The organism is Aquimarina algiphila (assembly GCF_947494415.1).
GTDB classification, from domain to species: Bacteria; Bacteroidota; Bacteroidia; order Flavobacteriales; family Flavobacteriaceae; genus Aquimarina; species Aquimarina algiphila.
This window is the reverse complement of the sequence record NZ_CANLVC010000002.1, coordinates 586,218-600,772: the sequence shown is the minus strand read 5'-3', so window position 1 is coordinate 600,772 and position 14,555 is coordinate 586,218. Positions and strand designations below refer to the sequence as shown.

General features: G+C 32.0%; 16 protein-coding genes. 11 read left to right on the top strand and 5 right to left on the bottom strand.

What is annotated here, in order from left to right:
* Window positions 1-45 precede the first annotated feature (45 nt).
* Window positions 46-453: a DUF4293 domain-containing protein gene (locus PQF96_RS05170; RefSeq protein ID WP_109435140.1), complete on the top strand. Its 408-nt coding sequence runs from the start codon at window positions 46-48 to the stop codon at window positions 451-453.
* 57 nt (window positions 454-510) lie between these two features.
* Here PQF96_RS05170 and PQF96_RS05165 read toward each other — a convergent pair whose 3' ends face one another.
* On the bottom strand, window positions 511-1,005 hold the full coding sequence (locus PQF96_RS05165; protein WP_143915365.1) for a metallophosphoesterase family protein: 495 nt from the start codon (window positions 1,003-1,005) through the stop codon (window positions 511-513).
* A 203-nt stretch (window positions 1,006-1,208) separates the two neighbouring features.
* Here PQF96_RS05165 and truA point away from each other — a divergent pair, with 203 nt between their 5' ends.
* Together truA and PQF96_RS05155 are read left to right on the top strand one after the other, a co-directional pair.
* The gene (gene truA, locus PQF96_RS05160) at window positions 1,209-1,955 is read left to right on the top strand and encodes a tRNA pseudouridine(38-40) synthase TruA (protein ID WP_271765336.1); all 747 of its coding nucleotides are present in this window, start codon (window positions 1,209-1,211) and stop codon (window positions 1,953-1,955) included.
* Window positions 1,956-3,719, top strand: a complete 1,764-nt coding sequence (locus PQF96_RS05155; RefSeq protein WP_271765335.1) for an ABC transporter ATP-binding protein — start codon at window positions 1,956-1,958, stop codon at window positions 3,717-3,719.
* 16 nt (window positions 3,720-3,735) lie between these two features.
* On the opposite strand, the gene PQF96_RS05150 is transcribed toward PQF96_RS05155, so the two are convergent.
* The 3 genes from PQF96_RS05150 to folP form a co-directional block, all read right to left on the bottom strand.
* Window positions 3,736-4,524, bottom strand: a complete 789-nt coding sequence (locus PQF96_RS05150; protein ID WP_109435137.1) for a DUF3667 domain-containing protein — start codon at window positions 4,522-4,524, stop codon at window positions 3,736-3,738.
* Window positions 4,524-5,300 (bottom strand): diadenylate cyclase CdaA, encoded by a 777-nt coding sequence (cdaA, locus tag PQF96_RS05145; RefSeq protein ID WP_109435136.1) that lies wholly within the window; start codon window positions 5,298-5,300, stop codon window positions 4,524-4,526. Before cdaA ends, PQF96_RS05150 begins: the two co-directional genes overlap by 1 nt.
* 83 nt (window positions 5,301-5,383) lie before the next feature.
* Window positions 5,384-6,202, bottom strand: a complete 819-nt coding sequence (gene folP / locus PQF96_RS05140) for a dihydropteroate synthase (RefSeq protein WP_271765334.1) — start codon at window positions 6,200-6,202, stop codon at window positions 5,384-5,386.
* A 184-nt stretch (window positions 6,203-6,386) separates the two neighbouring features.
* On the opposite strand from folP, the gene PQF96_RS05135 reads away from it, so the two are divergent.
* The 7 genes from PQF96_RS05135 (at window position 6,387) to PQF96_RS05105 (ending at window position 13,267) form a co-directional block, all read left to right on the top strand.
* Window positions 6,387-6,929: a DUF1599 domain-containing protein gene (locus PQF96_RS05135; RefSeq protein WP_271765333.1), complete on the top strand. Its 543-nt coding sequence runs from the start codon at window positions 6,387-6,389 to the stop codon at window positions 6,927-6,929.
* Window positions 6,930-7,018: 89 nt separating this feature from the next.
* Window positions 7,019-8,692 (top strand): BT_3928 family protein, encoded by a 1,674-nt coding sequence (locus PQF96_RS05130; RefSeq protein WP_271765332.1) that lies wholly within the window; start codon window positions 7,019-7,021, stop codon window positions 8,690-8,692.
* A gap of 2 nt (window positions 8,693-8,694) precedes the next feature.
* A complete protein-coding gene (locus tag PQF96_RS05125) occupies window positions 8,695-9,768 on the top strand; it encodes an ABC transporter permease (protein ID WP_271765331.1) in 1,074 nt (357 codons plus the stop codon).
* Between the two features lie 60 nt (window positions 9,769-9,828).
* Complete coding sequence (tpiA, locus tag PQF96_RS05120) at window positions 9,829-10,581, top strand: triose-phosphate isomerase (RefSeq protein ID WP_271765330.1); 753 nt, start codon at window positions 9,829-9,831, stop codon at window positions 10,579-10,581.
* Window positions 10,582-10,683: 102 nt separating this feature from the next.
* Window positions 10,684-11,523 carry a 50S ribosomal protein L11 methyltransferase gene (gene prmA / locus PQF96_RS05115; protein ID WP_271765329.1) on the top strand — a complete coding sequence of 280 codons (840 nt, stop codon included), beginning with the start codon at window positions 10,684-10,686 and terminating at the stop codon, window positions 11,521-11,523.
* Window positions 11,524-11,585: 62 nt separating this feature from the next.
* Window positions 11,586-11,861, top strand: a complete 276-nt coding sequence (locus PQF96_RS05110; RefSeq protein ID WP_109435129.1) for an ATP-dependent Clp protease adaptor ClpS — start codon at window positions 11,586-11,588, stop codon at window positions 11,859-11,861.
* 539 nt (window positions 11,862-12,400) lie between these two features.
* A complete protein-coding gene (locus tag PQF96_RS05105; protein WP_271765327.1) occupies window positions 12,401-13,267 on the top strand; it encodes a M57 family metalloprotease in 867 nt (288 codons plus the stop codon).
* 80 nt (window positions 13,268-13,347) lie between these two features.
* Here the strand turns inward: PQF96_RS05105 and PQF96_RS05100 are convergent, their stop codons facing one another.
* Entirely contained in the window at window positions 13,348-13,713 is a 366-nt protein-coding gene (locus tag PQF96_RS05100) for a hypothetical protein (protein ID WP_271765325.1), read from the bottom strand.
* 167 nt (window positions 13,714-13,880) lie between these two features.
* On the opposite strand from PQF96_RS05100, the gene PQF96_RS05095 reads away from it, so the two are divergent.
* Complete coding sequence (locus tag PQF96_RS05095) at window positions 13,881-14,555, top strand: TetR/AcrR family transcriptional regulator (RefSeq protein ID WP_109435126.1); 675 nt, start codon at window positions 13,881-13,883, stop codon at window positions 14,553-14,555.

Below are 14,555 nucleotides of genomic sequence, written 5' to 3'. Positions count from 1 at the left end.
TAAAAAGAAACTCTTATTTTTGCTTTTCCTTAAGAAAAAAATGTAATGATACAAAGGATTCAAACTATTTACCTTTTATTAGCAGCCATAGTCTCTGGTGTGCTTTGTATGTATTTACCATATGGGTTAGGTGAAAATGGTGAAGAGTTATATATAAAGGAGGATTTTTTTCTTCTAGGAGGGTTTATGGGATCATCGATGCTATCTTTGATTTCCATTTTTTTATTCAAAAATAGAAAGCTTCAGTTTGTACTGGGGCGTCTCAATATCTTATTAAACTTTATTTTACTAGGAGTATTTGTTTATTGGTCACTAACATTACCTGGAGGATCTGATCCTATGAAGGGTATTGGGAAATTCATTCCTATTATTTCTATCGTTTTATTAGTGATGGCCAACAAGGCTATTAAAAAGGATGAAGATCTTGTAAAATCTGTAGATCGATTACGATAAACCTAAAATCTTAGTAGTATTAGTGCGTTAAAACCCGGAGTATGCCAACTCCGGGTTTTATTTTTTCCCTAATTCGATGACCTCTAAATTTTCAATATTGCCAGAGTCTACAGTAAATCTAAGCATTGTTCTAACTTTATGAAATCCATGTTTTCCTGCAGCTCCAGGGTTCATGTGTAGTACACCATTTTTTTTGTCTGGTATTACTTTAAGGATATGAGAATGTCCACAAATGAAGAGTTGTGGTGGGTTGGCCTTGATCTCGTCTCTAGTGTTTATATTGTATTTGGGAGGATATCCACCAATATGGGTTATCCAAACCGACACTCCTTCGCAAACAAATCGTTGGTGTAAAGGATATGTAGCTCTGGCTTTATCATCATCGATATTACCATATACAGCTCTGAGAGGTTTCAGAGATTCGATAGTGTCAGTTACTTTAAGGTCTCCAATGTCCCCGGCATGCCATACTTCATCAGCTTCATTTATATAATGAATAATTCTGTCATCAATATAGCTGTGTGTATCACTAAGTAAAAGAATTTTTTTCAAAATAGGATTATAATTATGAGTTATAGAATGATAGAAAAACAGAAGACGAACCATAACTTCTGTCTCCATTTTTAAAGTATATTTGCCTCTGCTTTGTGCAAAAATAGAATATTACTTTTTGAAATGATGTTAATGTATAGTTTACCTTAATCAATACTTTATACATTTTGGATGAATGATATTTAAAGATATATAATTAATAGATGAGATATTTTTTAGAACTTTCCTATAACGGAACTCCATATCATGGATGGCAACGACAACCAAATGCAATTTCGGTGCAGGAAGTTTTGGAACAGGCATTATCTACATTATTAAGAATTAAAGTTGTTGTTGTAGGCGCAGGAAGAACAGATACAGGAGTTCATGCAAAACAAATCATGGCACATTTTGATTATGAAAATAGATTAGAATCAGAAGAATTAAAATATAAGCTTAACGCAATTTTGCCAGCACAGATTGCTGTTTATAAATTGAGTAGAGTAAGAGACGATGCTCATGCTCGTTTTGATGCGATAAGTAGATCATATGAGTATTATGTTACGATGCTTAAGAATCCTTTTAAGATTAATGCTTCATATTATGTAAAGAAACCGTTGGATATCGTTGCGATGAATGAAGCTGCTAAATTACTGTTAAACTACACTAATTTTAAATGCTTTAGTAAGTCTAAAACCGATGTAAAAACGTATAATTGTACGATAACAAATGCTTCTTGGGAGATTGAGAATGATCAAATGATATTTAAAATTTCTGCAAATCGTTTTTTAAGAAATATGGTAAGAGCAATTGTAGGAACTCTCATCGAGATTGGAGAACATAAATTGAATAAAGAAGATTTGATACATATTATAAAGAGTGAAGATCGTAGCCAGGCTGGATATTCGGTACCGGCTCATGGTCTATATTTAACAGCAGTAGAATATCCCCAAATAATATATAGTATATAGATGGCAGAAAAGAGTGGTAAAGCTTTTGATTTTAAATTATTCAGACGGTTGATTACATATACTAATCCGTACCGACTGACTTTTTATTTTGTAGCCTTTTCGGCTATATTATTATCAATATTTGCTGTTTTAAGACCGTACCTGTTACAGCAAACAATTGATAAAACAATTATACCAAAGGATAATGAACTTTTGATATTCTTTATCAGTTCGATGGTTGGAGTTCTTTTGTTGGAAGTTATTTCGCAATTCTTATTCATATATTTTGCTAATTGGTTAGGGCAAGGAGTGATTCGCGATCTTAGAATAAAGCTATTTGAGCATATGCTTGGCTTTAAAAAGCAATATTATGATCAATCTGCGGTGGGTAGATTGGTAACAAGAGCAGTAAGTGATATTGAAACTATAGCCAGTATTTTTAGTCAGGGATTATTTATGATTATTAGTGATCTCTTAAAGATGTTAGTGATTCTTGGTTATATGCTATATCAAAGTTGGCAACTTACCGTATTAGTATTAGCAGTTTTACCTTTAATAGTATATGCTACCAGAGTTTTTCAGAAAAAGATGAAAGCAGCTTTTGAAGAAGTAAGAACTCAAGTATCTAATTTAAATTCTTTTGTACAAGAGCGAATCACCGGGATGAAGATTGTTCAGTTGTTTACCAGAGAAGAAACTGAATATTCTACTTTTAAAGAGATCAATGAAAAGCACAAAAAAGGGTGGATAAAAACAGTTTGGTATAACTCTATATTTTTTCCCATTGCAGAGATGTCTAGTTCGGTCGCTATAGGATTGATTGTGTGGTTTGGTGGGTTAAAAGCAGCTCAGGGTGATGTAATTACATTGGGAGTAGTTATTGCTTTTATAGAATTGGCTCAAATGCTTTTTAGACCATTACGACAGATTGCAGATAAGTTTAATACGCTACAAATGGGGATGGTTGCTGCTAATAGAGTATTTGCTATTTTAGATACTGAATCTAAAATTGAAAATAATGGAAAACTGATGCTGGATAGTGTAAAAGGGAAAATTAAATTTGAGAATGTTAGATTCAGTTATATTAAGGATGAAGAGGTTTTAAAAGGGATCTCATTTGATGTTGAAGCAGGAGAAACTGTTGCTATAGTTGGTGCAACTGGAGCAGGGAAATCAACCATCGTTAATCTGTTAAGTCGATTCTATGAAATAAACAATGGTGTGATTTCTATTGATAATACAGATATAAAAGATGTAGAATTAAATTCGTTAAGGAGTCATATTGCTGTAGTGCTACAAGATGTGTTTTTGTTTGCAGATACCATCTTAAATAATATTACTCTTAATAATCCTCATATTCTCGAAGAAAATGTACATAAAGCGGCAAAAGAAATTGGAATCCACGATTTTATAATGAGTCTTCCGGGAGGATATGAGTATAATGTAAAAGAAAGAGGGGCAATGCTCTCATCTGGACAACGACAATTATTATCTTTTTTACGAGCTTATGTAGCTAATCCAGGTATTTTGGTATTAGATGAGGCTACGTCTTCTATAGACTCTCATAGTGAGCAGCTCATTCAGGATGCTACAAATAAGATCACAAGAGGCAGAACTTCTATAGTTATCGCACATCGATTAGCTACGATTAGAAATGCTGATAAGATTATCGTAATGGATCAAGGCGAGATTGTAGAACAAGGTAATCACAACGAATTGCTAGAGATTAATGATGGGTATTATAGAAGCTTGTACGAAGTTCAATTTGCTACCGTTACGGAGTAATGATGCCTTCTTGGATTTATTTAGCAGGGATTTCCATAGCTCCAGTATGAGCCATGATTAAGCCTATAATTATTCCTATGATCAAGTAGAATATTACTCCAAAGATGAAAAATAACAAGGTTTTAATAAGTGTTCTCCTTAGATTAATTTGATAAAGTCGTTTTAAAACGTATGTAATGTAAATGATATATATAGAAAATTGAATTATCATTATATTAAAGATATTATCAAACCAAAAAGTAATAGGGAGTAATATGATTGTCATAAAAGCTACTATATGCGAATATGCATATAGATAAATAACAAAGTGTTCTGTTAAGTTATATTTTTTATAATTCCAGAAAACTAATCTTGATAATAATGCGAGCACTGGTATTAACAACAGATTTAATAGTGATTGATATTTAAAAGTGAAGTCTAGAGCAATTTCTTGAGATGCTATTTGCTCTTCTGGAAGAGAACTAAATATTTTGTTCATAAGTTCTGCCAGTCTGTTTTTTGCCAAAAAAGAATATATCCCGGTAATGGTTATAGAGATAGCAAAATAACTAAATGCATTTATGTATCGTTTTCTAAGTCCATTTATAAAACCATCAATTACTTCATCAGGTTTTGTGAATAAATGTAAAAAAGTTCTGAAAAACGAATTGTCTAGATTAAGAAAGCGATCGGCAAATTCATGAAGCAAGTTTTTAAATGTAATTCGTTTGTTGATTTTTTTAGCTCCGCAATTGGGACAAAAATTATAAGTTTCTATTTGTTGATTACAATTCTTACAATTTGTGATAGGTATTAATTCATTCATTAATCTAAATCCCTTTTTATTTTTTCTATTAACTCTTCCTCTGTTTTATATATAACAAACTCTCCATTTTTAATATAAGAGAGTTTACCAGTTTCTTCACTTACTACTAGAGCCAAAGCATCTGTTTTTTCGGTTATTCCAACTGCGGCACGATGTCTAAGTCCAAAACGCAAAGGCATATTGTTGTCATTCGTAACTGGTAAAATTGCTCTTGTGGCTACGATGTGATTATCTTCTATAATCATTGCGCCATCATGAAGCGGACTATTTTTGTAAAAAATACTTTCTATTATAGGAGTATTAACTCTTACATCCATAGAATCGCCAGAAGTTTTGACAAAATCTAAAGAAGTGGTTCTTTTTATAACAATAAGAGCACCAGTATGAGTCTTACCCATTTCTATACATGCGGTGACAATAGCAGGGATATTGGTAAGGCTGTCTTCAGGAGTATCCCTAATAAATTTTAGTTGTCTTAGGAATTTACGTCTTCTTCCAAAATTAGTAGAACCGATCATTAAAAGAAATTTTCGTATTTCTTGTTGAAAAACGACAATTAAAGCAAACATTCCTACTCCAATAAATTCTCCTAAAACACTACTCAGCATCTCCATAGCTAAGAATTGTGTGAGTTTCCAGACTAGATAAATAATTACGATTCCAATAAAAATATTAATCGCGGCTGTACCTTTAACCAACTTATAGATATAGTACAATAAAAAGGCAACAAGTACAATATCAAGTATGTCTAGTATTCTAAGGTTTATTAAATCCAAATGTCTGGTGTTTTTGTAAAAATAGAAAAATTAGTGAAATTTAGATTTGAAAAGCTTAAAAAGCATTTTTAAATCTAGGTTTATTATAGATGATTCATCAGGTTTAAGCATTCCATGGCTTCTTTAACATCATGAACTCTTAATATAGAAGCTCCATTAAGTATTGCCACTGTATTGAGCGCAGTAGTACCGTTTAAAGCTTCTGAAGGTTTTAGATGTAATGTTTTGTATATCATAGATTTTCTTGAAATTCCAGCTAGAATTGGTAGGTTATGAAATTGTAACAGCTTTAGATTTTTTAAAAGCTCAAAATTTTGAGAAATGTTTTTAGCAAAACCAAATCCTGGATCTATAATAATGTCATTCACTCCGTGTTTTTTTGCTTCGGAAACTTTTTCTGAAAAATAAGTGTTTATTTCAAGAATAAGATTATCGTATTGATCTAGCGTTTTCATAGTTTGTGGAGTTCCTTTCATATGCATCATAATATATGGGACTTCTAATTCTCCTACAGTAGGAATCATATTTTGATCCATATTTCCAGCAGAAATATCATTAATAAGTGCTGCTCCGGCTTTTATACATGCCGTTGCGATTTCACTTCTAAATGTATCTATGGATAATAAAATTTCAGGAAATTTATCTAGTAGTAATGATACTATAGGTAATATTCTTTTTTTTTCCTGTTCGGTAGAAATATGATCCGCTCCTGGTCTGGATGAATAAGCTCCTAAATCGATAAAAGTAGCTCCTTCGAGAAGCATTTGCTCCACTTTTTTTAAGATCTCAGTTTCGTTTTTATACTTTCCTCCATCATAAAAAGAATCCGGAGTTAAGTTAAGAATACCCATCACTTTTGGAGTAAATAAATCGATTAGGCGGCCTCTGCAATTGATCGTCATTTTTGAAGTTTGATTGGTTTATCGATAATGATTTTTAATGCTCAAATGAAATTGATTAATAGTCATTTCGATTAAGATTGGTAGCATTATTATGACTCATTTCACATTTTTTGTTTCTAAACTTGAGGTATGATTTTTTTAATTCCCATATTAAAGCGAAATTTACGCAAAATTCAACAGTTTTATGCAAGATACGTCTACACAATATGACGCAGTGATTACAGTATGTCGTGATCTATTTGTCAAAAAAATGAAAGATTATGGCAGCGCATGGAGAATACTACGTCTCCCTTCTTTAACCGATCAGATTTTTATTAAAGCTCAACGTATACGAAGTTTACAAGAAAATGAAGTGCGTAAAGTAGATGAAGGAGAGATTCCAGAATTTATAGGGATCATTAATTATAGTATCATGGCATTGATTCAACTCGAAAAAGGAGTTGCCGAACAACCAGATTTATCTTCAGAAGAAATTTCAGTATTGTATGATAAACATATTGATATTACAAAAACATTAATGATGAATAAAAATCATGATTATGGTGAGGCTTGGCGTGATATGAGAGTAAGTTCGCTTACTGATTTAATTATTCAGAAGCTATTACGAGTGAAACAGATTGAAGATAATAAAGGAAAAACTTTGGTTAGTGAAGGGATTGATGCGAATTATCAAGATATGATTAATTATGCTGTTTTTGCAATGATTCATCTGGGTGAAGCAAAATAGTGATTTGTATAAAATACTGTTAAACTAAAAATGACATAGTGTATTCATAACTATATTGTGAAATTATATAAAAACATTAGGGCTTAAAAATGAAAATACTCGTTAACTTTTCCAGAATATTTGTAGCTGCACTTTTTTTATTTTCAGGATTTATTAAACTAAATGACCCTTTAGGGTTTTCATATAAACTTCAGGAGTATTTTGGAGAAGGTGTGCTTAACTTAGAATTTTTGATTCCGTTTGCGCTTTTGATAGCGGTTTTTTTGGTGATTTTCGAAGTGATATTAGGAATTACCTTGTTATTAGGGTACTTGCCAAAGTTTACAGTATGGTCGTTATTGTTAATGATTGTCTTTTTTACATTTCTTACGTTTTATTCGGCGTATTTTAATAAGGTTACGGATTGTGGGTGTTTTGGAGACGCCCTACCATTAACTCCTTGGGAGTCTTTTACAAAAGATGTAATTCTTTTAGTTCTTGTATTGGTTTTATTCTTTGGTAGAAAATATATAACACCTATTCATCCATTAGCGATTCATAAATGGGTTGTTTTTGGTTCTTTTACTGCTTGTTTAGCTTTTGCGTATTATGTTTTAATGCATATGCCTGCTTTTGATTTTAGAGCTTATAAAGTAGGAGTCAATATACAAGAGGGGATGGCAGTTCCGGATGATGCACCAAAGGCAGAGTTTGCATACCATTGGAAATTTAATGTAAACGGAGAAGAAAAAATTGTGACTACTAGTGGAGATTATCCAAAAGTAGATGGTGAATTTATCGAAGTTGAAACAGAAACTATAGATGAAGGATATGAACCTCCTATCCATGATTTTGCAATAGAAAAGAATGATATTGATTATACTGTTGAATTTCTTGAAAGAGAAAATTTAATACTGATTGTAACCTATAACTTGTCTAAAAGTGAAGCTGAAGGTTTTAATTCGGTAAGAGATATTACAAATAAAGCGATATCTCAAGGTTATGAAGTAATTGGTCTTACAGCTTCTACTCCGAAAGATATATCGCAGGCGAAGCAACAATATGATCTTAACTTTGATTTTTACACCACTGATGAAACTGCACTGAAAACAATATTGCGTTCTAATCCTGGGATTGTAAAACTTAAAAAGGGAACTATAGTAGAAAAGCTGCATTGGAATGATGCAGAAAAGCTTACGCTGGAAAAAGTTGGCCCACCTAAACCTAAAGTTAATAGAGAATTAAAAGCTCAATTAGATAGTATTATTAATTTAGGTCCAAAATCAGAAGATGGAAGCCTACAGCATGATATTTCGTGGGAACAAAGAAAAGAAATTGATAGTACGCAATTGGTTTATGTAGAAGAGGTATTTAAAAAGTATGGATATCCTGGTAAAACTTTAGTTGGTGATTCTCCGACGAATGTAATTGCTTTGCATGTGATTATGAATTCTAATAAATTCGAAGAATATTATCCTTTAATTAAAGCAGCTGGAGAAAAAGGAGAATTTGGTTCTGATTACGCTGCTATGGCAGAGGATCTTCATCTGGTAAAGCAAGGTGCGGCGCAGACGTATGGAACATATATTGAAACTATAGATCAAAAAGAAGGAAAATCGATTAGTTTGATTTGGCCAATTAAAGATCCTGAATCTGTTAATCAGCGAAGGAAAAATGCTGGATTAAGCGAGACTATAGAGGAGTATTGTCAACGTATTTTAGGGGTTCCTTATAAATTGTATACGTTAGAAGAGGTTGAAGAGCTTATAGAAAAGAATAAATAATAATGATTAGTTACCTTATCAGTAAAATAGGATATGCTTTACTTACTTTATTAGGTGTGGTAACGGTAATTTTTTTGCTTTTTACATTACTACCAGGTGACCCGGCACAAATGATGCTTGGACAGAACGAAAGTGAAGAGCAATTAAATAATGTAAGAAAGAAGTATGGTTTTGATCAGCCTATTTCTAAGCAATATTTATACTACTTAAATGACCTTTCACCTATTTCATTTCATAGTTTAAATCCCGATGATTTTTCGCATTTTGAGAGCGAAAAATATTCAGCGATTCAGTTATTTAAAACTGATCAAAGTGTCACAGTACTTAAACTTCCTTATTTAAGAGAATCTTTTCAAAAGAACGGAAAATATGTTAGTGAAGTAATAAGTGAAACATTGCCAAATACAGCGGTTCTCGCAATCTCTGCAATTTGTATTGCGATAATTGTAGGAATCCTAATGGGGATAATAAGCGCGTTGACCAAAGATCAATGGCCGGATAAGGTAATTCAATTGTTAAGTACATTAGGGATGAGTGTTCCTTCTTTTTTTAGCGCAATCATTTTTGCATGGTTATTTGGTTATGTGTTACAGGAGTTTACTAATTTAAACATGACAGGAAGTTTGTATGAAGTAGATGATTTTGGAGAAGGGAGTTATATTCAATGGAAAAATTTGATCCTGCCATCTATAGTACTTGGTATTAGACCACTAGCCGTAGTTACTCAATTAATGCGTAATTCTTTATTAGAAATAATGAGTCAGGACTATATACGTACTGCAAAAGCAAAAGGACTTTCTATGTTTCAAGTGATTAAAAAGCATGCATTAAAAAATGCTCTTAATCCCGTAGTAACGGCTATTTCTGGATGGTTCGCTTCAATGTTGGCAGGAGCAGTATTTGTAGAATATATTTTTGGATGGAACGGATTAGGAAAAGAAATTGTTGATGCACTTAACACCTTAGATCTTCCGGTAATCATGGGAGCTGTTTTGATTATAGCAACTATGTTTATACTAATCAATATATTTGTCGATATTATATATGGATGGCTAGATCCAAGGATAAGAATATAGTCACTCACCGCTTTGTAATCGTATAACCACACTTTTAACCAAAACATAAAATTTAAATTAATGAGAAAAAAAATTGTAGCCGGAAACTGGAAAATGAATAAAAATCTGGCAGGAACCAAGACATTACTTTCAGAGTTGAAAACAGAACTTGGACAATCATCGAATGCAGAGATAATTGTAGCACCTACTTTTACTAATTTATATGGTGCTGTAGAAGCTTTAAAATCATCTGATGTTACTGTTGCTGCACAGAATATGCATCAGGCAACAAATGGTGCTTATACAGGAGAGATTTCTGCTGATATGCTTAAAGATATTGGAGTGGAAACTGTGATTTTGGGACATAGTGAACGAAGAGCGTATTTTGGAGAAACAGATGCTTTACTTGTAGAAAAAGTAAATACAGCGCTAGAAAATAATATGACTATTATTTTTTGTTTCGGAGAAGAATTAGAAGATCGTAAGAGTGATCATCACTTCTCTGTAGTAGAAAACCAATTAAAGAACGGTCTTTTTCATATTGCAGAGACTAACTGGAAAAATGTAGTTCTTGCATACGAGCCTGTTTGGGCTATTGGTACAGGAGAGACGGCATCTCCAGAACAAGCTCAGGAAATGCATGCTTTTATCCGTAGTGCAATTGCAAAGGCCTATAGTCAAGATATAGCCGATGCAGTTTCTATTCTATATGGAGGAAGTGTTAAGCCAGCTAACGCCGAAGAAATTTTTGCAAAACCAGATGTAGATGGTGGATTGATCGGAGGAGCATCATTAGATGCAAAAAGTTTTGCAGCAATTGCAAACGCAATCTAGAAGTATCATAAAATTAAATACATTTAAAAGCATCCTCTTTATTATGAGGGTGCTTTTTTATTAAGCTAAAAGAGTACCTTTGCAAAAGCATAAAAAATCAACATGTCGAATACAAAATATATAGGATATTATTTTAAAGTTTCACCCCAAAAACCTGCAACTGAGATCTTAATTGCAGAATTAGGTTATGCAGGATTCGAAAGCTTCGTAGAAACCGAGGAAGGAGTTAATGCATTTATTCAAAAAGAAGAATGGAATAAAGAAATTCTAGAAGGGATTTATGTGTTGAATTCGGGAGAATTTGAAATACACTATACTATAGAAGAAATAGAGCAAATCAATTGGAATAAAGAATGGGAAAAGAATTTTAGCCCTATTATTGTCGATGATATTTGTAGCGTAAGAGCTCCATTTCATGAAAAACCAAATACTACATACGATATTGTTATAGAACCCAAGATGTCCTTTGGTACTGGCCATCATGAAACTACTCATATGATGATTCAGCATATTTTAAAAAATGATATGAAAGGTAAAAAGGTATTGGATATGGGTTGTGGTACTGGAGTTTTAGCAATTTTAGCCGAAATGAGAGGAGCTGAGCCAATAGATGCAATAGATATAGATAATTGGTGTTATTTAAATACTGTAGAAAATATAGAACGTAATAATTGCGAGAGTATAACTGCTTATGAAGGAGATGTTTTACTTCTTTCAGAAAAGAAATACGATGTTATTATAGCTAATATTAACAGAAATATATTGTTGCAAGATATTAAGCATTATGTGGCATCTCTAAACCCTAAAGGGAAATTGTTTTTAAGTGGGTTTTACAAAGAAGATTTAGAAATGATTACTAGAGAGTGTAAGAGCAATACTTTGAATTATATTGATCATATCAGTAGAAATAATTGGATAGCAGCATCTTATGGTTTAAAATAACATGTTGATTGATTGTTATATGTTATAAGTTATTATATTTGTATAAAATAATTTACCTCCCTATGAGTACTCAAGAAAAGGTTTTAGAAGAGGTTCTAGAGAAAACCGTTGATCAAAGTAATAATGAGATTGTGTTGTATAATGACGACGTAAATACATTTGATCATGTAATAGAAACATTAATATATACTTGCGAGCATACTCCTGTACAAGCAGAACAATGTGCTTTATTGGTGCATTACAAAGGAAAATGCACGGTAAAAACTGGAGTGTATGAAGAATTAGTGCCTCGTTGTTCTAAGCTGTTAGATGCAGGCTTAAGTGCAGAGATTGTATAAAAGAACCAAATAATTATATCATTTTTAAGCCCATATATTGGGCTTTTTTTTATCTTTTTTTTCTTCCATTGGGATGAATATTGTATTTATATCATGTTATTTTTAAGTACAATTTTTATTGATTTGTTATATATATAATTTTTTTAGTTTTTTTTAACATTTGTATCGTAAACTTTATAATTTGTAAGAAAAAACTTTCTTGTCTGTTTTTCCTGGGGTAGTTTAAGTTTTATTTAACATCCTTGTTTTTCTTTTGTTTTAACAGTTTTTTCACATATTTGTACAATTCATACTTTGTGTATTTGATCGATTTTATATTAATTACACTTTAAGTTCTCCTCGTTTTCTTTAGAAGAATCTTACGGTTTTACCGTATTTACAGAGAATTCTTTAAAATATTAACTGATATTTAAAAAAAAATATCATATCTTCAGCTCGCAAAAATTTAAAAAGTTCAAAGTTTTTTACATAATTGCATTTAGGATAGGATGTAAAAATTCTATTTTAGTTTAATAACTACACAAACTCAACTTATTAAAATGAAAAAAATCAAAGTACTAGCGCTTTGCGCTATCGTTGCTGGTTTTTCAACATCTTGTGAAAAAAGTGATGTTGCCAGCGAAGCTCAACCAGAAGCAGTTACAGAATCAATATCTAAAGAGCATAGAGAAGCTCTTTTGAAAACTGGTGTGAGTGATTTTGGTGCAGAATATATTACTGTACAACACCCGGGACAACAGCCTTTTGACGCTATTCTTGCAGATGGAGATATTATCTTTGCATTAGATCAACTTGCACAAAACATACATGCATTAGAACAGGGTGAAAATAATGCTAAGCAGTATAGAACAAGAAATCTTGTAAGTCAAGGTAGAACTATTCGTGTAACGGGTTGGACTGGAAGTGGAAATGCACTTACCAGTAAAATGCGTACTGGTTTACAATGGGCAGTAAATAACTATAACCGTATTAATATCAGCCTTAATTTTGTACTTACTTTTGGTACAGATCAAGGTAGTAATGTAGATATGGTTGTATATAACAATAACCGTTCTGGTGGTGGTGGTTCTGCAGGATTCCCAAGTGGTGGTAGACCTAACAAATACATTCAGATCAATGCGGGTACTGATAGTTTTAGTACTAATGTTAATGAGCATGTAATTGGTCATGAAATGGGTCACTCTGTAGGTCTAAGACATACTAACTATGCAAGAAGAAATTGCCCTGATGGTTCTAATGAAGGTGATGGAGGTGTAGGAGCAATCCACATTCCAGGTACACCGACTGCCAACCAAACAGGTCAAGCAGGATTAGATACTGATTCTTTTATGATCGCTTGTTTTAGCGGTAATGAAGACGGAGAATTCAGTAATTTTGACCGTATAGCATTAGAAGCATTATACTAAGAATTAAAATTTAATACAAAAGCTTTGAACTTTTGCATAAAAACCATCCCGTTTACTAGGGATGGTTTTTTATTTTCTGATCATCTAACGAGGGCAACTTCTTTGTTCTCCAGCGCTTTTTCTAGGTTTATTTTAACTCGAGATATACTATTGAAGAATTTACGTCCATCTTCCCTTTTCAAAGTAATCTTGCGATTTCCTTCTTTATCTTGAGCTACTTCGGTAACGATTACGCGTTCTCCAATCAACGATTTGTAATTAGGGATACCTCCTTTTTTTATAATGAAATTTGTCTTAGGAAAGTGTATGTGCTGATATTGTTGGGCAGAAGGCTTTCCGATAACCAAAATATCTCCAACTTCAATTGGATCCTGTGCATTAGACGTGTTTCCGTGTCCTTTTGCTATAAAAAATGATAATAATGCAAAAATTAGAATTTTTTTCATGACTATTCTTATTTATGGTTACTAAATGGCTTGTCTAATTATAAAATTATTAATTATTAAGGACTTGTAAATATATCATTGGTTAAATAAAAGTTAATCTATTAGTAATTGATAGTATTACTTTTAAATTTGCACTAAATGTTTTTAAAATTAATCAAGATAAACAAATGAAATATTTACTTCAGGATTTGAAAGTTAGGATTAATGAGAAGATTTATATCAAAGATCCAGAATCTTCTGCATTAGGCAAAAGAATCATAGAGCATAGTATTCTTATGATTCAGGAAGTTGGTTTTGAAAGTTTCACATTTAAGAAACTTGGTGAGAAAATTGGTTCTAATGAAAGTTCTATTTATCGATATTTTGAAAACAAGCATAAGCTATTGTTGTATTTAACATCTTGGTATTGGGGATGGCTAGAATATCAATTAGTGTTTTCGACCAATAGTATTGCTAATCCGGAAGAAAAATTAAAAAAAGCAATAGAAATCATTACCAGGTCGGTAAAAGAGGATTCTTCTTTTTCTCATATTAATGAAGTGCTTTTAAACAAAATTGTAATTAACGAATATTCTAAATCATATTTAACCAAAGAAGTAGATGAAGAAAATAAAGAAGGTTATTTCTCTATTTATAAACGTTTGGTAATGCGACTTAGTGATATGATTAAAGAATTTGATTCTCAATATCAATATAGCTCTAGTTTATCGAGTACAATTATTGAAGGAGCGCTACATCAACATTTTTTAAGAGAGCATTTTCCTTCATTAACTGATTGTAATAAAAATGTGACTCCCACAACCTATTTTATGAACCTTGTTTTTAATTCGATAAAGAAATAA